A 16,853-nucleotide genomic window follows, 5' to 3' on the forward strand; every position below is an offset into this window, starting at 1 on the left:
GGGCTACTCAGTGGCAGGGGAAGGCGGCGCTGTGGCGGGTGTCGTGGGCAGCGTTGTGCACCGCCTCGATGTGCGAGAAGCCGGCGAAGTAGACCAGGCACAGGCCCAGCAGGCTGGCGCCGATGGCGACGACCATGCGTTGGCTGAGTGTGGCGGGGGTGGCGATGCTGTGTTTTGCGCTGGTAATCGGCATGACGCGTTCCTCTGCTGCTTTTATTGGGGCAACGGACAGGCGCGGCGCTCCCGGGCAGGACAGCCCAGGGAATACGACAGCGCCCGCCCACCGCGGGGTGTTGATGTGGTGTCAGGCCGGTCTCCGGGCTGGCGAGGTGGAGCGGGGCTCCATCTGTTGGCGTCACCTTCCCATGCCTGTTGAGCCGGCACAGTGGTCAAGACGCTTCACTCGCTTACCGTTGCGGGGGCAGCACCGGCCTTGTCCGTTGTCTATTAAAGACGCTGGACGCACCGGTTTCCCGTTTCACCCCCAGTGGGGGCACCTGAACGCAGTGCGCTAGCAAATCATGGGGCGTGGCTTGCGTCAATCGCCCCGGCGGTTGACCGGTGTCGGGCGGATGCGTAGCCTTGCCGCTTCGAGGTTCTTCGGCCCAGGCCGAAGCTAAGACGGGAACGCGGTCCAAGCCGCGGCTGCCCCCGCAACTGTAAGCACTCAAAAGGATCGGCACAGCCACTGCGCAAGCGCGGGAAGGCGCCATCCCACCGGCGCCGCTGCCGGAACAGTGCAAGCCAGGAGACCTGCCTCGCAACGTTTTCGACTATCAACCGGGCGGGGTGATCCGGTGGCGAACGCGCCCGGCCGGCAACGCCCGAGGCTGTCGTCCCGCATGCCCGCGCCATTGCTGCCAAGGGCATCGCGACATGAAAACACTGGCCAAGCTCCCCGTCACCATCGTCACCGGCTTCCTCGGCTCGGGCAAGACCACCTTGCTGCGCCACATGCTCGACAACGCCCAGGGCCGCCGCATCGCGGTGATCGTCAACGAGTTCGGCGAGCTGGGCATCGACGGCGAAATCCTCAAGCAGTGCAGCATTGGTTGCACTGAAGAAGAAGCCAACGGCCGCGTCTACGAGCTGGCCAACGGCTGCCTGTGCTGCACCGTGCAGGAAGAGTTCTTCCCGGTGATGCGCGAACTGGTGGCGCGCCGCGGCGACCTCGACCACATCCTCATCGAAACCAGCGGCCTGGCCCTGCCCAAGCCTTTGGTGCAAGCCTTCCAATGGCCGGAAATCCGCAACGCCTGCACCGTCGATGCGGTCATCACCGTGGTCGACAGCCCGGCCGTGGCCGCCGGCACCTTCGCCGCCTACCCGGACCAGGTCGACGCCCAGCGCAAGCTCGACCCCAACCTGGACCACGAGTCGCCGCTGCATGAACTGTTCGCCGACCAGCTGGCCAGCGCTGACCTGGTGGTGCTGAACAAGGCCGACCTGATCGACGCCGAAGGCCTGGCCAAGGTGCGTGCCGAAGTCGCCGAAGAACTGCCGCCGGCGGTGAAAGTGATCGAAGCCAGCAGTGGCCGCCTGCCGCTGGAAGTGCTGCTGGGCGTGGGTGCCGAATCCGAGGCGCACATCGATGGCCGTCGCACCCACCACGATTCGCACCACGACGGCGATGACCATGACGATCACGACCATGACGCCTTCGACTCGATCTCCATCGACCTGCCAGAGGCCGACGAAAGCCTGTTGCTCGATGCCCTGACGCAACTGGTCACCGAGTTCGGCATCCTGCGCGCCAAAGGCTTCGCCGCGATCCCCGGCAAGCCGATGCGCCTGCTGATCCAGGGCGTGGGCACGCGCTTCGACAAGCACTTCGACCGCGCCTGGCGCAGTGACGAGCCGCGCATCACCCGCCTGGTGCTGATCGGCCAGGACCTCGATGCCGTGCACCTGGAAGCGCGCCTGCGCCAGGCCCTGGGCGCCTGACCCATGCACCTGCTGCGGACCCAGCCCGGCGGCTTCGTGCCGGACGACAGCATTGCCGACCTCGGCCAGACCCCCGCCGAGCTGGTGATCCTCTGCAGCGGCGATTCGCACCTGGCGCTGCTCGCCGAAACCGCCGAGCAGTTGCCGGACGACTTCCCCAGCGTGCGCCTGGCCAACCCCATGCAGGTGCAGAACCACGCCTCGGTCGACTTGTATGTGGACGAAGTGCTGCGCCACGCCAAGGTTATCCTGGTGTCGCTGCACGGTGGCGTCGGTTACTGGCGCTACGGCGTCGAGCAGTTGGTGGAACTCAGCCAGCGCGGCGTGCAGCTGATCCTGGTGCCCGGCGATGATCGCCCCGACCCGGAGCTGACCGACCTGGGCACGGTGCGCGGCGAGCAGGCCGAACGCCTCTGGCACTACCTGCGCCAGGGTGGCAAGGCCAACGCGGTCAACCTGTTCAACTGCCTGGCCAGCCAGTGGTTGGGGCGTGACTACGCCTGGGCTGAACCGCAGCCGTTGCCGCGTACTGCGGTTTACCACCCGGCCAAGGCCAGCGCCGAGCTGCAGGACTGGTACGCCGACTGGCACCCCGAGCAACCGGTGGCGCCGCTGTTGTTCTATCGCTCGCACCTGCAGGCGGCCAACACTGCCTTCATCGACGTGTTTTGCCAGCGCCTGCAAGCCTGTGGCCTGAACCCGCTGCCGATTGCCGTGGCCAGCCTCAAGGAGCGCGCCTGCCTCGACCAGGTCGAGGCCTGGCTCGATGAGGTGCAGGCCGAAGTGGTGATCAACACCACCGGCTTTGCCTTGTCCAGCCCCGAACAGCCCAACCTGCGCCCGTTGCGCCGCGATGTACCGGTGCTGCAGGCGATCTGCGCCCAGGACAACCAACCGGCCTGGGAGCAGAGCGAACAAGGCCTGGGCGCTCGCGACCTGGCCATGCACATCGCCTTGCCGGAGCTGGACGGGCGCATCATCACCCGCCCCGTGAGCTTCAAGGACCTGGCCTGGCGCAGCGAGCGCAGCCAGTCCGATGTGGTCTGCTACCGGGCGCATCACGAGCGCATGGACTTCGTCGCCGAACTGGCGCGGCGCTGGGTCGAGCTGGCGCGCCTGGGCAACCAGGACAAACGCGTGGCGCTGGTGCTGGCCAACTACCCGACCCGTGACGGGCGCATCGGCAATGGCGTCGGCCTGGACACCCCCGGCGCCGCACTCAACATCCTCAAGGCCCTGCAGGCGCAGGACTACCCGGTGGCCGGCCTGCCCGGCAGCGGCACCGAACTCATCCACCAGCTGCTCGGCGGGGTGACCAACGACCTCGACCACCTCGACCAGCGCCCCTGCGCCCAGAGCCTGAGCCTGGCCGATTACCACAGCGCCTTCGCCGCATTGCCCGAGGCCAACCAGCGCGCCGTGCTGGAACGCTGGGGCCCGCCCGAACAGGACCCGATGTACCGCAGCGGCCGGCTGATGGTGGCCGGCCTGCGCTACGGCCTGACCTTCGTCGGCATCCAGCCGGCGCGCGGCTACCAGGTCGACCACAGCGCGGTGTACCACGACCCCGACCTGGTGCCGCCCCACGGCTACCTGGCGTTCCACTTCTGGCTGCGCAACGGCTATGCCGCCGATGCAGTGATCCACGTCGGCAAGCACGGCAACCTGGAGTGGCTGCCGGGCAAGGGCGTCGGGCTGTCCAATGCCTGCTGGCCAGACGCCTTGCTCGGCCCGCTGCCGAACATCTACCCGTTCATCGTCAACGACCCGGGCGAGGGCGCCCAGGCCAAACGGCGCACCCAGGCGGTGATCATCGACCACCTGATGCCGCCGCTGACCCGTGCCGAGACCTACGGCCCGTTGCGCCAGCTGGAGCAGTTGGCCGACGAATACTACGAAGCGCAGCTGCTCGACCCGCGCCGTGCCCAGGAGCTGCAGCGCGACATCCTCGCACTGCTCAAGGCCAACCACATCGACCGCGACCTGCAGCTCGAAGGCCAGCTGGACGACGCGGCGGTCTGGCTGCCGCGGCTGGACACCTACCTGTGCGACCTCAAGGAATCGCAGATCCGCGATGGCCTGCACGTGTTCGGCCAGTCGCCCCAAGGCCGGCTGCGCAGCGACACGCTGCTGGCGCTGTTACGGGTGGAGCGCGGCGACGGCAAGGGCGGCAATGCCAGCCTGATCCGCGCCCTGGCCCGGGCGCTGGGGCTGGGTTTCGACCCGCTCGATTGCGACCTCGGCCAGGCCTGGCAAGGGCCGCGCCCGGCGCTGCTGCAGCAGCTGGACGCGGCGCTGTGGCGCACGGCCGGGGATACCCGTGAACGGCTCGAACTGCTGGCGTTGACCTTGATCGAACAAGCGCTGGCAGGCGACTGCCCACTTGAAGGGCAAGCTGACTGGCAACCGGTACGCGAGGTGCTGCAAGCGCTGGTCGAGCAGGTTGCGCCCAACCTGGACGCCTGCGGCGCTGCCGAAATCGACGGCCTGCTGGCGGCCCTGGCCGGGCGTTTCGTTCCCGCCGGGCCCAGCGGCGCACCGAGCCGTGGCCGCCTGGACGTGCTGCCCACCGGGCGCAACTTCTATACCGTCGATGTGCGCAACCTGCCAACCACCACTGCGTGGCGGCTGGGCTTCGCCTCGGCCAACCTGATTCTCGAGCGCCACCTGCAGGACCACGGCGACCACCTGCGCCAGTTGGGCCTGTCGGTGTGGGGCACGGCCACCATGCGCACCGGCGGCGACGACATTGCCCAGGCCATGGCGCTGATGGGCGTGCGCCCGGTGTGGGCAACCGGCAGCCAGCGCGTCGACGACTTCGAGATCTTGCCGCTGAGCCTGCTCGACCGCCCACGCGTCGATGTCACGCTGCGGGTCTCGGGCTTCTTCCGCGATGCCTTCGGCAACCTGATCCGCCTGTTCGATGCGGCGGTGCAGGCGGTGGCCGCGCTGGACGAGCCGGATGACCTCAACCCGCTGGCCGCCCGCGTGCGTGCCGAGCGTCAGGCGCTGCTCGCTGACGGCCTGGATGAAGAGCAGGCAGCGCGCCAGGCCGGCTGGCGCGTATTCGGCGCCAAGCCCGGCGCCTATGGCGCAGGGGTGCAGAACGCCATCGACGGGCGCCTGTGGCACAGCCGCGACGACCTGGCCGAGGTCTACCTCAACCACGGCGGCTACGCTTACGGCGCCAGCGACGAAGGCACCCCGGCCCGCGCCCGTTTCGCCCAGCGCCTGAGCCAGGTGCAGGCGGTGCTGCAGAACCAGGACAACCACGAACACGACCTGCTCGATTCCAACGACTACTACCAGTTCCAGGGCGGCATGCTGGCCGCCGCCGAGACCCTGGCTGGCACCACCCGGGCCAGCTACCACGGAGATCACAGCCAGGCCGACCGGCCGCGTATCCGTACCTTGAAGGAAGAGCTCAACCGGGTGATCCGCGCCCGCGCGCTCAACCCCAAGTGGATCGACGGCGCCAAACGCCATGGCTATAAAGGTGCCTTCGAGCTGGCGGCGACGGTCGACAACCTGTTTGCCTTCGACGCCACCACCGGGCTGATCGACGACCATCATTACCAAGGCCTGGCCGACGCCTACGTGCTCGACCCGGCGACCCGTGATTTCATGCGCGAGCACAACCCCGAAGCCCTGCGCGACCTCACCGAGCGCCTGCTGGAAGCCCAGCAGCGTGGCCTCTGGCAGGACCCGGGCGACTACCGCGAGAGCCTCGAGCAACACTTGCTCGAAGGCGAGGAAGACTGCTGAACATGAACGAACCCGTGCAATTCCCCCTGGCCGCCGTGGTGGGCGCCGACGACCTGAAGCTGGCCCTGTGCCTGACCGCCATCGACCCGAAGATCGGCGGTGTACTGATCGAAGGCCCACGCGGCATGGCCAAGAGCACCCTGGCTCGTGGCCTGGCCGACCTGCTGGGCGATGGACCGTTCGTCACCTTGCCGCTCGGCGCCACCGAGGAGCGACTGGTCGGTACCCTCGACCTGGACGCCGCGCTGGGCCAGGGCCAGGCGCGTTTCGCCCCGGGCGTGCTGGCTCACGCCGACGGCGGCGTGCTGTATGTGGACGAGGTCAACCTGCTGCCCGATCCGTTAGTGGACCTGCTGCTGGATGTGGCCGCCAGCGGCACCAACCGCATCGAGCGCGATGGCATTTCCCATCGCCACGCCGCGCGCTTCGTGCTGATCGGCACCATGAACCCGGAGGAGGGCGAGCTGCGCCCGCAATTGCTCGACCGCTTTGGCCTGAACGTCGCCCTCGACGGCTTGCCGGCACCCGAGGCGCGCCAGCAGATCATTCGCCGGCGCCTGGCGTTCGACAGCGACCCTGAAGCCTTCTGCGCCCAGTGGGCCAATGCCCAGACGCAATTGCGCGAGCGCTGCCGGGCCGCGCGCGAGCGCCTGGCCGCGATCGCCCTGGACGACCAGGCGCTGGCCTGGATCACCGAACGCTGTTACGCCGCCGGGGTCGATGGCCTGCGTGCTGATCTTGTGTGGCTGCGCGCTGCACGCGCCCATGCGGCCTGGCGTGGCCACATGGCCATCGAAGAGCAGGATGTGGATGCCGTCGCCGAATTTGCCTTGCGCCACCGTCGTCGGCAGGCGTCTGCGCAGCCGCAGGCCACCCCACCCGGCGCCGGCGAGCAGTCGCAGGCACCGGGCCAGGCCCAGGGGCAGGGCGACTGGGGCGCCTTGCCGCCGCAGCCGGTGGCCAGTGGTGCCCGGCGCGAGGTGCCGAACTGGGCAAAAAAGCCCTGAGCATCCGCCGCCGCGACGCCCAGGCGGCAGATGCCAGACCCCGCGTCGGCCAGTTGAACGGTGCTTCCCGTGGCCGCGCCCGTGCGGCCGAAGATGGCCGCATCGCCTGGCTGCCAACCCTGCTCAAAGGCCGCCCCCGCCAGCGCCGTGACCTGTGCTGGCAGCAGCGTCAGGCCCAGGCGCCGGAACTGTGGCTGGTGATCGTCGATGCTTCGGCCTCCACCCGTCGCCACCAGGCCCTGGCTCAGGCCAAGGGCCTACTGGCCGGGGTGTTCGACAAGGCCTACCGGCAGCGTGCGCGGTTGGCGCTGCTGACCGCCAGTGGCAGCAAACCGCAGTGGCAACGCCACGGGCTCAAGGCTTCGGCGGCGCTCCAGCCCTGGCTGCAGCAGCTGGGCGCTGGCGGTGGCACACCGCTGTTTGCGGCCCTTGAAGAGGCAAGGCACTGGTTGCTGGCGCGGGGCAAACGGCTGCCCAACGAGGTGCAGCGCTGCCTGTTGCTGACCGATGGTCGCCTGCAGGGGTGGCAGGCAGCGCAACCGCTACCGTGCAGTACATTGCTGGTGGATATGGAATTGGCTGCGGTACGTGTGGGCCGCGCACGGCAACTTGCCGAACAACTTCATGCCGATTATCGGCATATCGAGCAGTTCGATACCGTCAATTGAATGGATTAACTGCGACGGGATGTCGCATGAACGAAAGTTGTAGCGAGGGGAACTTTAAAGTTTTACCTGTGCGTGCAGGGCACGCACAGGAATCGCCGTGGTGTGCTTATTCAGGCATCGACCAGGGTTGCAGGTCATAGCCTTTCTGGGACAGTTCGGCACGCACTTCCTCGATCAGGCTGGCCCATTGCGCAGGGTCCGAATAAACCCGCGAAGAGACTTGCTTGGCGCCGATGCGGGCGCTGGTCCGGTCGATCACTGCCAGGCTTAGTTCGCCGGTACCGTTGGGTGCATCCCAGGCGACGCACTGGAAGGGTTCGAAGGCGTGGTCGGCAATCAGCAGTGCTTCGTTGACACGGAGCGGGGCGTTCATGGGTTCGGTCTCTCTATGGTCCCAAACAGCGAAAAGTGTTTCCGCGGTGTTATTCCGGTACAGGTTACAGCGCGGTGTTAATCGTACTGATGCTCCAGATCAGGGGATGAGTCACACAATCGAAGAATTTTTTTATCTGCACGCATTGCAAGGTATTTCTGCGTGCCGTCTGTGACGTCAATAAAATACGAAAATTCCCGGGCGGCTCAAACACGGGCGAATCGGGCTGACCAACGGTAGTGGGGGCTGTCAAGTTCATTGCTACTGTTACTTTTGGCGTCGCAACTTACTGTTTATAGATAAAAAACCCTATTCCGGCGCCAAGGAATGGTCATGCTCGAGCCTGCCGCCCAACGTCGCTTGCTGATCGTCGATCCCTGCGACGATTGTCATCGATTGTTGCCGGGCCTGCGCGGCGTCGGCTGGGATGTGCGCAGCTGCAGCCTGGACGTTGCCCTGGAGCACCCCTGCGATGTCGGCCTGCTGCGCCTGCAGGCCTCGCACCTGCGTCACCCCGACGCGGTCAAGGACATGATCAAGCGCAGCAATACCGAATGGATTGCCGTGCTCAGCGCCGAAGAGCTGCGCATGCAGAATGTCGGCGATTTCGTCTGCGAATGGTTCTTCGACTTCCACACCTTGCCGTTCGACGTGTCGCGGGTGCAGGTCACCCTCGGCCGCGCCTTCGGCATGGCGCGCCTGCGTGGCCGTGGCGCGGTGCGCGACGGTGAGGCCGAGCCCGAGCACGAACTGCTGGGGGAGAGCCGGCCAATCCGCGAACTGCGCAAACTGCTTGGCAAGCTTGCACCCACCGAATCGCCGGTGCTGATCCGTGGCGAGAGCGGTACCGGCAAGGAACTGGTGGCGCGCACCCTGCACCGCCTGTCGCAGCGCCATGACCAGCCGTTCGTCGCCATCAACTGCGGCGCGATTCCCGAACACCTGATCCAGTCCGAGCTGTTCGGCCACGAGAAGGGCGCATTCACCGGGGCCCACCAGCGCAAGGTGGGGCGCATCGAAGCGGCCAATGGCGGCACCCTGTTCCTCGACGAGATCGGCGACCTGCCGCTGGAGCTGCAGGCCAACCTGCTGCGCTTTCTGCAGGAACGGCACATCGAGCGGGTCGGCAGCACGCAGCCGATCGCCGTGGATGTGCGGGTGCTGGCGGCGACCCACGTCGACCTGGAAAAGGCCATCGCCCTCGGGCGTTTCCGTGAAGACCTGTATTACCGGCTCAACGTGCTGCAGGTGGTGACCGCGCCGCTGCGCGACCGGCATGGCGACCTGTCGATGCTGGCCAGCCATTTCGCCCGTTTCTACAGCCTGGAGACCGGCCGTCGGCCGCGTTCCTTCAGCGACGGCGCGCTGGCGGCCATGGGCCGCCACGACTGGCCGGGCAACGTGCGTGAACTGGCCAACCGCGTGCGCCGCGGCCTGGTGCTGGCCGAAGGGCGACAGATCGAGGCCCCGGACCTGGGCCTGCACGACCAGGTCGAACAGGAAGCCCTGTTGGGCACGCTGGAGGACTACAAGCACCGCGCCGAACGCCAGGCCCTGTGCGACGTGCTCAACCGGCACAGTGACAACCTCAGCATCGCGGCCAAGGTGTTGGGGATCTCCCGGCCGACCTTCTATCGGCTGCTGCACAAGCATCAGATCCGCTGAAGCTCGTTCGCGCACCCTAGTTGCCCTGGATCAACACCCGGCCACTGCTTCAGGTGGATGCTCAAGCTCTAACGAAAGCTTGAGAGGACTCGGCCATGAGCAGCACCTTCTTCATCCCTGCCGTGAACATCATGGGCATCGACTGCCTGGACGAAGCCATGGCCGCCATCGCCGGCTACGGCCTGCGCAAGGCGCTGATCGTGACCGACCAGGGCCTGGCCCGCGCAGGCGTGGCCGAACGCATCGCCGGGCTGCTGGCCATGCGCGATATCGACGCGGTGGTGTTCGACGGCGCCAAGCCCAACCCGAGCATCGCCAACGTCGAGGCCGGCCTGGCCGTGCTGCAGCGCGAGCGTTGCGACTGCGTGGTCTCGCTTGGCGGTGGTTCGCCCCATGACTGCGCCAAGGGCATTGCGCTGTGCGCCACCAACGGCGGGCATATCAGCGACTACGAAGGGGTGGACCGCTCGAGCAAGCCGCAACTGCCGCTGATCGCCATCAACACCACCGCCGGCACCGCCAGCGAAATGACCCGTTTCTGCATCATCACCGACGAGGCGCGCCACGTGAAAATGGCCATCGTCGACCGCAACGTCACGCCCATCCTGTCGGTCAACGACCCGGCGCTGATGGTCGGCATGCCCAAGTCGCTGACCGCAGCCACCGGCATGGACGCGCTGACCCACGCCATCGAAGCCTATGTGTCGACTGCCGCCACGCCGATCACCGACGCCTGCGCGCTCAAGGCCATCAGCCTGATCAGCGACAACCTGCGCCAGGCGGTGGCCGACGGCAGCGACCTGCAAGCCCGGGAGAACATGGCTTACGCCCAGTTCCTTGCCGGCATGGCCTTCAACAATGCGTCCCTGGGCTACGTGCATGCCATGGCGCACCAGTTGGGCGGGTACTACGACTTGCCTCATGGGGTGTGCAATGCCGTGTTGTTGCCCCATGTGCAGCGTTTCAATGCCAAGACCAGCGCCGCGCGTTTGCGTGACGTGGCCAAGGCCATGGGCGTGAAGGTGTGCGGGCTGGAGGCGGAGCAGGGGGCAGGCGCTGCGATTTCTGCCATTGAGCACCTGGCGGCGGCGATCGGCATTCCGGCTGGGCTCGCTGAGTTGGGGGCGAAGGTTGAGGATGTGCCGGTGCTGGCGGCCAATGCGCTGAAGGATGCCTGTGGGTTGACCAACCCGCGGGTGGCCAGCCAGGCGGAGATCGAGGCGATCTTCAAGGCGGCGTTTTAGGGGCTTGGGGATTGAGTAGAGGCTGATAGGTGCCTGCCGATGTTTTTGCAGCGCCCATGAGATCGAGCGCCGCCCGTGCGGCGCTTCGCGGGTGAACCCGCTCCCACAGTTTGTTTCGGGCCAATTATGCCTGTGAGGGTACCGCTGCCCGCCTTGGTGCATGTCTCAAGTCGGGTGAAGCCCACCTCAATACTGCGTCGTACCAACAAAGCGGACCAGTTTATGGCACAGGAGAGACTGGCCCGAAATGAACTGTGGGAGCGGGTTCACCCGCGAAGCGCCGCGCGGGCGGCGCTCGATCTGATAGGCGCTGCAATTCTATCGCCCTGCACCTGGTGGCCCACATGCGATCCCACCTGCAATCCCCCTTGAAAACGCCACAACCTCGCCACCCCAAGCCCCTTTTTGCCTGCTCCCCTGATGACGGCCGAAGAATTCTGACGCACACTGCCGAAAATTCCGATGCCCGATGCCCCGCCTTGCCGGGGCACAGCTGGAGCACGCAATGGCGCGACAATCACTCACAACAAACGCCCATGACCCGCTGCAACAATCCCGCCTGGTCCGCCTGAAACTGGCCAACGAGGGCGAACTGCCCTCGGGGATGCTGCGTGACGAAATCGACGCCTCCTGGCGGCGCAGCCTGAGCCATGGCCTGGACTGCCTGCAGGGCGAGCAGGTAGGCCTGGGCATTCGCCATGGCCTCGACCTGCGCGCGCTGCTCGAGCACAACCGGCTGCTGATCGACGCGGTCACCCCCGAGCTGGACTACCTGGTACGCCGCCAGGGCCAGAGCGGCATCGTCATTCTCGGCGACGCCCAGGCCAACGTGCTGGCCATCGAAGGACAGAAGCATGCGCTGGAACGCGAGGGCCTGCGCGACCTGCACCCCGGCAGCTGCTGGAGCGAGGCGCTGCGCGGGACCAACGCCATCGGCACGGCCGTGGTCGAAGGCCAGCCCACCCTGATCAACTGCGGCGAACACTACCTCGACCGCCTCAGCCCGTTTTCCTGTACCTCGGTACCGCTGCGCGACCCCCGTGGCGAAGTGATCGGCGTGCTCGACGTGACTCGCGAAGGGGTCATGGCCCAGCCTCAGGACAGCCTCACCGCGCTGATGCTGGCCGCCGGCAACATCGAGAGCCGCCTGTTCGGCCTGTGCCACCCCGAGCACCTGGTGCTGGCGTTTCACAGCCGCCCGCAATACCTGGCCAGTGCCTGGCAGGGACTGCTGGCCCTGAGCCTGGACGGCGAAGTACTGGCCGCCAACGACAATGCCTGCCAATTGCTCCAGCTGAGCCGGCAAGCGCTGCTCGGCAGGCGCTGCAGCGACTTGCTCGGCGAGCGTTCGCCAGCCTTCATCTCCCGCCTTTGGCAAGGCGGTGTCAGCAGCGTGCAAACCGCCAAGGGCGATTTCTTCTTCCGCGCCGTGCAGCTGCCGCGCCACGCCAAGCTCAACGGCACCACGGCGAACGCCAGGCCCGCAGAACCGGCCAGGGCCCAGGCCCTGGAAGCGCTGGCCGGCGGTGATGCGCGCCTGGCCCGTGGCCTGCGCATGGCCCGTCAGGGCCTGGCCAATGGCTTGCCGGTGCTGTTGCTGGGCGAAACCGGCACCGGCAAGGAAGTCATCGCCCGGGCGCTGCACCAGGCCAGCCCGCGTGGCGACAAAGCCTTCATCGCGGTCAACTGTGCGGCGATCCCCGAGGGGCTGATCGAATCGGAGCTGTTCGGCTACCGCGAAGGCGCCTTCACGGGTTCGCGCCGTGGCGGCATGGTCGGGCGGCTGATGCAGGCCCACGGCGGCACGCTGTTCCTCGACGAAATCGGCGATATGCCGCTGGCCTTGCAGGCCCGCCTGCTGCGCGTGCTGCAGGAACGCCGGGTGGCGCCGTTGGGCGCGGGTGACGAGCAGGAGATCGACGTGGCCTTGATCTGCGCCACCCACCGCGACCTCAAGCGCCTGGTCAGCGAGCAGCATTTTCGCGAAGACCTGTACTACCGGGTCAATGGCGTGTCCCTGCGCCTGCCGGCGCTGCGCGAGCGCGACGACCTGGCCAGCATCATCGAAACCCTGCTGGGCAAGTTCGGCGCGCGTGGCGTGAGCCTCGACCCGGCGCTGGCCGGCCTGCTCGAAGGGTTCGACTGGCCGGGCAACATCCGCCAGTTGGAGATGGTCCTGCGCACCGCCCTGGCCATGCGCGAGGACGGCGAGCAGGTGCTGACCCTCGACCACCTCACCGACTGCCTGCTCGACGAGCTGGCCAGCGGCACGACGCCCTCCGGCAGCCTGCGCGACAACGAGCTGGAACTGATCCGCGGCGCCCTGGCCCGCCACCAGGGCAATGTCTCGGCGGCGGCCGAGGCGCTGGGCATCAGCCGCGCCACCCTGTACCGCAAACTCAAACAGTTGCGCGGCTGAACCATGGGCGGACTGTTCTCACGCTTGATCGAATCGAGTGACCCGCTGCTGATGCGCCAGGCCCTGGCCTGGCTGTACGGCTTCGTGCGCCCGCAGCGGCGCGCCATCGGCGTATTGCTGGGGTTGTCGCTGGGCGCTTCGTTGCTGGCCCTGGCGCAACCCTGGCTGGTCAAGACCCTGATCGACGAGGGCCTGCTGGCCAAGGATTACCAGACCCTCTGGCACATGGCTGCAATCATGATCGGCGTCGGCCTGCTCGGCACCGTGCTGGCGGGGGTGAACCGCTACCTGCACACGCGGCTGTCCGGGCGCATCCTGTTCGCCCTGCGCGATGACCTGTACCGGCACCTGCAGCAGCTGTCGCCGACCTTCTACGGGCGGCGGCGCACCGGCGATATCCTTTCGCGGCTGGACGGCGACGTTGCCGAGATCCAGCGCTTTGCCGTGGACTCGCTGTTCTCGGCGGTGTCGGCGGTGATCGGCCTGGTCGGCGCGCTGGCCCTGATGTTGCTGCTGTCCTGGCAACTGTCGTTGCTGCTGGCGTTGCTCATCCCGCTGGAAGTGCTGTGGCTGCGCTGGATGCGGCGCAAGGTCGAGCGCGAGGTGCGCAGCCTGCGCGAGCGCTCGGCGGACGTGTCGTCGTTCCTGGTCGAAACCCTCCCAGCAATGAAGTTCATCCAGGCCGCCGGCCAGCAGCACCGCGAGGCCGAGCGCCTGGAAGGCCTGGGGCAGGGCTACATGAGCCAGCTGCTCAAGGTACAGCTGACCGAGTTTTTCACCCAGGCGGTGCCCGGCACCCTGACCTCGTGGTGCCGCGCCTGTGCCTTCCTGGTCGGCGGCTGGTGGGTGATCCAGGGCACCTGGCAGCTCGGCGCACTGATCGCGTTTTCCACCTACCTGGGCATGGCGGTCGGGCCCGTGCAGAGCCTGCTGGGGCTGTACGTGGCGGTGCAGCGCATGGCCGTGAGCCTGGGGCGGGTGATGGAACTCAAGCGCGAGCCTGTTGCGGTCCAGCCCGCCGAAGCGCCGCTGCCCATCGCCGACGGGCCCGGCGAATTGCGCCTGGAGGCGGTGCACTTTGCCCACGATGAGCGCCAGGGCGGGGTGCTGCGCGGCGTCGATGCCAGCCTGCCTGGCGGGCTCAAGGTCGCTATCAGCGGCGCCTCCGGCGTCGGCAAATCGACCCTGATCGACCTGCTGCAGCGCTTCTACGACCCCGATGCCGGGCGCATCCTGCTCGATGGCATCGACCTGCGCCAACTCGATTTGCAGGCCTTGCGCCGGCGTATCGCGGTGGTCAGCCAGGACATTGTGCTGTTCCGTGGCACCCTGGCGCAGAACCTCGCCTACAGCACGCCCGAAGCGACCCGTGAACAGCTGGAAGCAGTGGTGCGGCTGACCCGCCTGGACGGTTTGGTCGGCAGCCTGCCGCTGGGCCTGGACGGGATGCTCGGCGAGCGTGGCCAGCAGTTGTCCGGCGGCCAGAAGCAACGTATCGCCATCGCCCGGGCGCTGCTGCAGCAACCGGCGATCCTGGTGCTCGACGAGGCCACCTCGGCAGTGGACGAGGCCACCGAGCGCGAAGTGATCGCCGCCATCGACCAGTTGTTTGCCGGGCGCACGCGCATTCTGATCAGCCACCGCGCCTCGACCTTGGCCGATGCCGATGTGCACCTGCACTTGAGCGACGGCCTGTTGCGCATCAAGGAGCCGGCCGGGCATGACCAGTGAACTGCGCGTTGGCCTGATCGACAGCGGCTGCTCGCCCGGGCAGGCCGCCATGCTGCTCGATGCCCGGCGCTTCTGGCTGGCGGACGGCGTGTTGCAGGAAGGCGAGGCACTGCCCGATGCCCTTGGCCATGGCAGCGCCGTGCTCGAGCGTATTCGCGCTGAGGCAGGTGCCATGCCGCTGCTGCTGGCCCAGGTGTTCGACCGCCAGTGGAGCACCAGCGCCCTGCAAGTGGCTGCCGCGCTGCTGTGGCTGGTGGAGCAGGGCGCTGCTGTGATCAACCTGAGCCTGGGCCTGCACCAGGACCGCCCGGTGCTGCGCCAGGCCTGCGCCGAAGCCCAGGCGGCCGGGGTGCTGCTGTGTGCCTCCAGCCCCGCGCGGGGCGAGCCGGTATATCCGGCAAGTTACCCGGGGGTGATCCGGGTAACGGGTGATGCCCGCTGCGCGCCGGGTGAGTGGTCATGGCTGGGCACCGCCCAGGCCGACTTCGGCGCCCATGTCGGCACGACCGGCGGGGCGGGCGCCAGCCTGGCCTGTGGCGCGTTCAGCGGTCGGGTTGCTGCCGTCTTGCGCAACCGGCCCGAGCTGGAGCACATGGCGTTGGTTCACTGGCTCAAGCACCACGCGGCTTACACGGGCCCGGAGCGTAAGGGGCAGGCTGATGGCTGACGCGCGCATTGTCGTACTCGGTGCGGGCCCTGCCGGCGCCGCCACGGCCCTGGGGCTGCGCCGCCTGGGGTACGCCGTGACCGTGGTCAGCGACTGGCGCCGCTTCGCCGCCATCGAAGGGGTTTCCCAGCGCGTGCTCGACGGGTTGCAGCATGCCGGGCTAGGCGCCGCACTGGCGCAGGCCACCACCCCCGCCGAGCGGCAGGTGCACTGGAATGGCGAACAGCTGCGCCTGAACCAGGAGTGCTTGCTCGACCGTCAGCGATTCGACCGGGCGTTGCGTGACGACCTGCGTCGGGCCGGGGTCGAGCTGCTCGAAGGCCGGGTGCGCGAGGTGCTGCGCGATGGCGGCCACCGGGTGCGCCTGGACGATGGCCGGGTGGTGCAGGGCGACTTTCTGGTCGAGGCCCGTGGCCGCCAGGCGCCGTTGGCCGAAGGGCGCCTGCGCGGGCCGGAGACAGTCAGCCTGCTGAACCTCTGGCAGGGTAAACCGGGGCCAGCGGCCTCGGCCGTGGAGAGCCTGGACGATGGCTGGGCGTGGATGGCGCGGCTGGCCGATGGCCGTTGCTACTGGCAAGTGACGCTGGATGCCGCTACCACCAGCCTGCCGGGCAAGGCGCAGCTGGCGGAGTATTGCGCCGAACGCCGGCGTGGTTCGGCGCAGGTACTGGCGCTGTTCGATGAACAGGCCTTCGCCCCCGCGCAGGTGCATGCCCGCAGCAGCACGGCGATCCTGGCCGGCGCCTGCGCAGGCGATGACTGGCTGCGGGTGGGGGATGCGGCGATGGCGGTAGACCCGCTGTCGGGTAATGGGATTTTCCAGTCGTTGTCGTCGGCGTTGCAGGCGCCGGTGGTGATCAACACCTTGTTGCAGCGGCCTGAGAGCGCTGCTCTGGCGCAACGTTTTCATCAGGAGCGTATCGAGCAGCTGTTCCTGCGCTTTGCTCGTATTGGCCGGGATTTCTATGCCCAGGAGCAGGCGCGGGCGACCGGTGCGTTCTGGGCTGCACGCCGCACGTGGCCGGATGCGCAGCCGATCCATGCCCAGGCCGCCTGGCGCGCGGTGAGGGTGGAGCGTCGGCCGGTGTTGCGCGATGGCTTCGTGGAGGAGGCCGAGGTGGTGGTCACGGCAGACCAGCCGTTGGGGGTGTGGCACCTGCAAGGGGTTGAGTTGGCGCCTGTGGTGCGTGGCCTGCGCGCGGGGCTCGAGCTGGAGCAGGTGCTGGCCGGGGAGTCGCAGGCCATGGTGCGGCGGTGGCTTGGCGAGCAAGGTTATCGCTGAAAACCAGGGGCCGCTTTGCGCCCCATCGCCGGCAAGCCGGCTCCCACCCCGATTGCATAGGCCTGGGTCATGCGCAGACCCTGAGGGA

General features: G+C 67.7%; 12 protein-coding genes and 2 riboswitches. Of the genes, 10 read left to right on the forward strand and 2 right to left on the reverse strand.

Annotation, left to right across the window (positions count from 1 at the left end):
- Window positions 1–7: 7 nt before the first annotated feature.
- Window positions 8–193, reverse strand: coding sequence for a CbtB domain-containing protein (locus RTH46_RS15290; RefSeq protein ID WP_153788906.1), 186 nt, complete (start codon window positions 191–193; stop codon window positions 8–10).
- A gap of 96 nt (window positions 194–289) precedes the next feature.
- A riboswitch (cobalamin riboswitch) is annotated at window positions 290–516 on the reverse strand.
- Between the two features lie 60 nt (window positions 517–576).
- Window positions 577–776, forward strand: a riboswitch (cobalamin riboswitch).
- 100 nt (window positions 777–876) lie between these two features.
- Between RTH46_RS15290 and cobW the strand changes: the two genes are divergently transcribed.
- From cobW to RTH46_RS15310, 4 genes are read left to right on the forward strand one after another with little or no spacing between them, the layout of a single operon-like run.
- A complete protein-coding gene (cobW, locus tag RTH46_RS15295; protein WP_153788907.1) occupies window positions 877–1,944 on the forward strand; it encodes a cobalamin biosynthesis protein CobW in 1,068 nt (355 codons plus the stop codon).
- Between the two features lie 3 nt (window positions 1,945–1,947).
- Window positions 1,948–5,709 (forward strand): cobaltochelatase subunit CobN, encoded by a 3,762-nt coding sequence (gene cobN / locus RTH46_RS15300; RefSeq protein WP_316906023.1) that lies wholly within the window; start codon window positions 1,948–1,950, stop codon window positions 5,707–5,709.
- A 2-nt stretch (window positions 5,710–5,711) separates the two neighbouring features.
- Entirely contained in the window at window positions 5,712–6,716 is a 1,005-nt protein-coding gene (locus RTH46_RS15305) for an ATP-binding protein (RefSeq protein WP_316906024.1), read from the forward strand.
- Between the two features lie 53 nt (window positions 6,717–6,769).
- Entirely contained in the window at window positions 6,770–7,384 is a 615-nt protein-coding gene (locus tag RTH46_RS15310; RefSeq protein WP_256671416.1) for a vWA domain-containing protein, read from the forward strand.
- 106 nt (window positions 7,385–7,490) lie between these two features.
- On the opposite strand, the gene RTH46_RS15315 is transcribed toward RTH46_RS15310, so the two are convergent.
- Window positions 7,491–7,757 carry a hypothetical protein gene (locus RTH46_RS15315; RefSeq protein WP_279848173.1) on the reverse strand — a complete coding sequence of 89 codons (267 nt, stop codon included), beginning with the start codon at window positions 7,755–7,757 and terminating at the stop codon, window positions 7,491–7,493.
- Between the two features lie 333 nt (window positions 7,758–8,090).
- Here RTH46_RS15315 and RTH46_RS15320 point away from each other — a divergent pair, with 333 nt between their 5' ends.
- The 6 genes from RTH46_RS15320 to RTH46_RS15345 all read left to right on the forward strand — a co-directional run bounded on the left by RTH46_RS15320 (window position 8,091) and on the right by RTH46_RS15345 (window position 16,765).
- Window positions 8,091–9,422 carry a sigma-54 dependent transcriptional regulator gene (locus tag RTH46_RS15320; protein ID WP_153788911.1) on the forward strand — a complete coding sequence of 444 codons (1,332 nt, stop codon included), beginning with the start codon at window positions 8,091–8,093 and terminating at the stop codon, window positions 9,420–9,422.
- 95 nt (window positions 9,423–9,517) lie between these two features.
- Window positions 9,518–10,666, forward strand: coding sequence for an L-threonine dehydrogenase (yiaY, locus tag RTH46_RS15325; RefSeq protein WP_316906025.1), 1,149 nt, complete (start codon window positions 9,518–9,520; stop codon window positions 10,664–10,666).
- A gap of 505 nt (window positions 10,667–11,171) precedes the next feature.
- Window positions 11,172–13,085 carry a sigma-54-dependent Fis family transcriptional regulator gene (locus RTH46_RS15330; RefSeq protein WP_316906026.1) on the forward strand — a complete coding sequence of 638 codons (1,914 nt, stop codon included), beginning with the start codon at window positions 11,172–11,174 and terminating at the stop codon, window positions 13,083–13,085.
- Between the two features lie 3 nt (window positions 13,086–13,088).
- Window positions 13,089–14,816 carry an ABC transporter ATP-binding protein gene (locus tag RTH46_RS15335; RefSeq protein ID WP_316906027.1) on the forward strand — a complete coding sequence of 576 codons (1,728 nt, stop codon included), beginning with the start codon at window positions 13,089–13,091 and terminating at the stop codon, window positions 14,814–14,816.
- On the forward strand, window positions 14,806–15,483 hold the full coding sequence (locus tag RTH46_RS15340; RefSeq protein WP_316906028.1) for a S8 family serine peptidase: 678 nt from the start codon (window positions 14,806–14,808) through the stop codon (window positions 15,481–15,483). Before RTH46_RS15335 ends, RTH46_RS15340 begins: the two co-directional genes overlap by 11 nt.
- The gene (locus tag RTH46_RS15345; protein ID WP_316906029.1) at window positions 15,476–16,765 is read left to right on the forward strand and encodes an NAD(P)/FAD-dependent oxidoreductase; all 1,290 of its coding nucleotides are present in this window, start codon (window positions 15,476–15,478) and stop codon (window positions 16,763–16,765) included. Before RTH46_RS15340 ends, RTH46_RS15345 begins: the two co-directional genes overlap by 8 nt.
- The last annotated feature ends 88 nt before the right edge of the window (window positions 16,766–16,853 follow it).

It is taken from the genome of Pseudomonas sp. zfem004, from assembly GCF_032621715.1.
Lineage (GTDB): Bacteria > Pseudomonadota > Gammaproteobacteria > Pseudomonadales > Pseudomonadaceae > Aquipseudomonas > Aquipseudomonas sichuanensis.

Bases quoted from the DNA above. Each gene is read 5' to 3' on its own strand.
- RTH46_RS15290 (WP_153788906.1), bottom strand. From the start codon at position 193: ATGCCGATTACCAGCGCAAAACACAGCATCGCCACCCCCGCCACACTC.
- cobW (WP_153788907.1), top strand. From the start codon at position 877: ATGAAAACACTGGCCAAGCTCCCCGTCACCATCGTCACCGGCTTCCTC.
- cobN (WP_316906023.1), top strand. From the start codon at position 1,948: ATGCACCTGCTGCGGACCCAGCCCGGCGGCTTCGTGCCGGACGACAGC.
- RTH46_RS15305 (WP_316906024.1), top strand. From the start codon at position 5,712: ATGAACGAACCCGTGCAATTCCCCCTGGCCGCCGTGGTGGGCGCCGAC.
- RTH46_RS15315 (WP_279848173.1), bottom strand. From the start codon at position 7,757: ATGAACGCCCCGCTCCGTGTCAACGAAGCACTGCTGATTGCCGACCAC.
- RTH46_RS15320 (WP_153788911.1), top strand. From the start codon at position 8,091: ATGCTCGAGCCTGCCGCCCAACGTCGCTTGCTGATCGTCGATCCCTGC.
- yiaY (WP_316906025.1), top strand. From the start codon at position 9,518: ATGAGCAGCACCTTCTTCATCCCTGCCGTGAACATCATGGGCATCGAC.
- RTH46_RS15330 (WP_316906026.1), top strand. From the start codon at position 11,172: ATGGCGCGACAATCACTCACAACAAACGCCCATGACCCGCTGCAACAA.
- RTH46_RS15335 (WP_316906027.1), top strand. From the start codon at position 13,089: ATGGGCGGACTGTTCTCACGCTTGATCGAATCGAGTGACCCGCTGCTG.
- RTH46_RS15340 (WP_316906028.1), top strand. From the start codon at position 14,806: ATGACCAGTGAACTGCGCGTTGGCCTGATCGACAGCGGCTGCTCGCCC.
- RTH46_RS15345 (WP_316906029.1), top strand. From the start codon at position 15,476: ATGGCTGACGCGCGCATTGTCGTACTCGGTGCGGGCCCTGCCGGCGCC.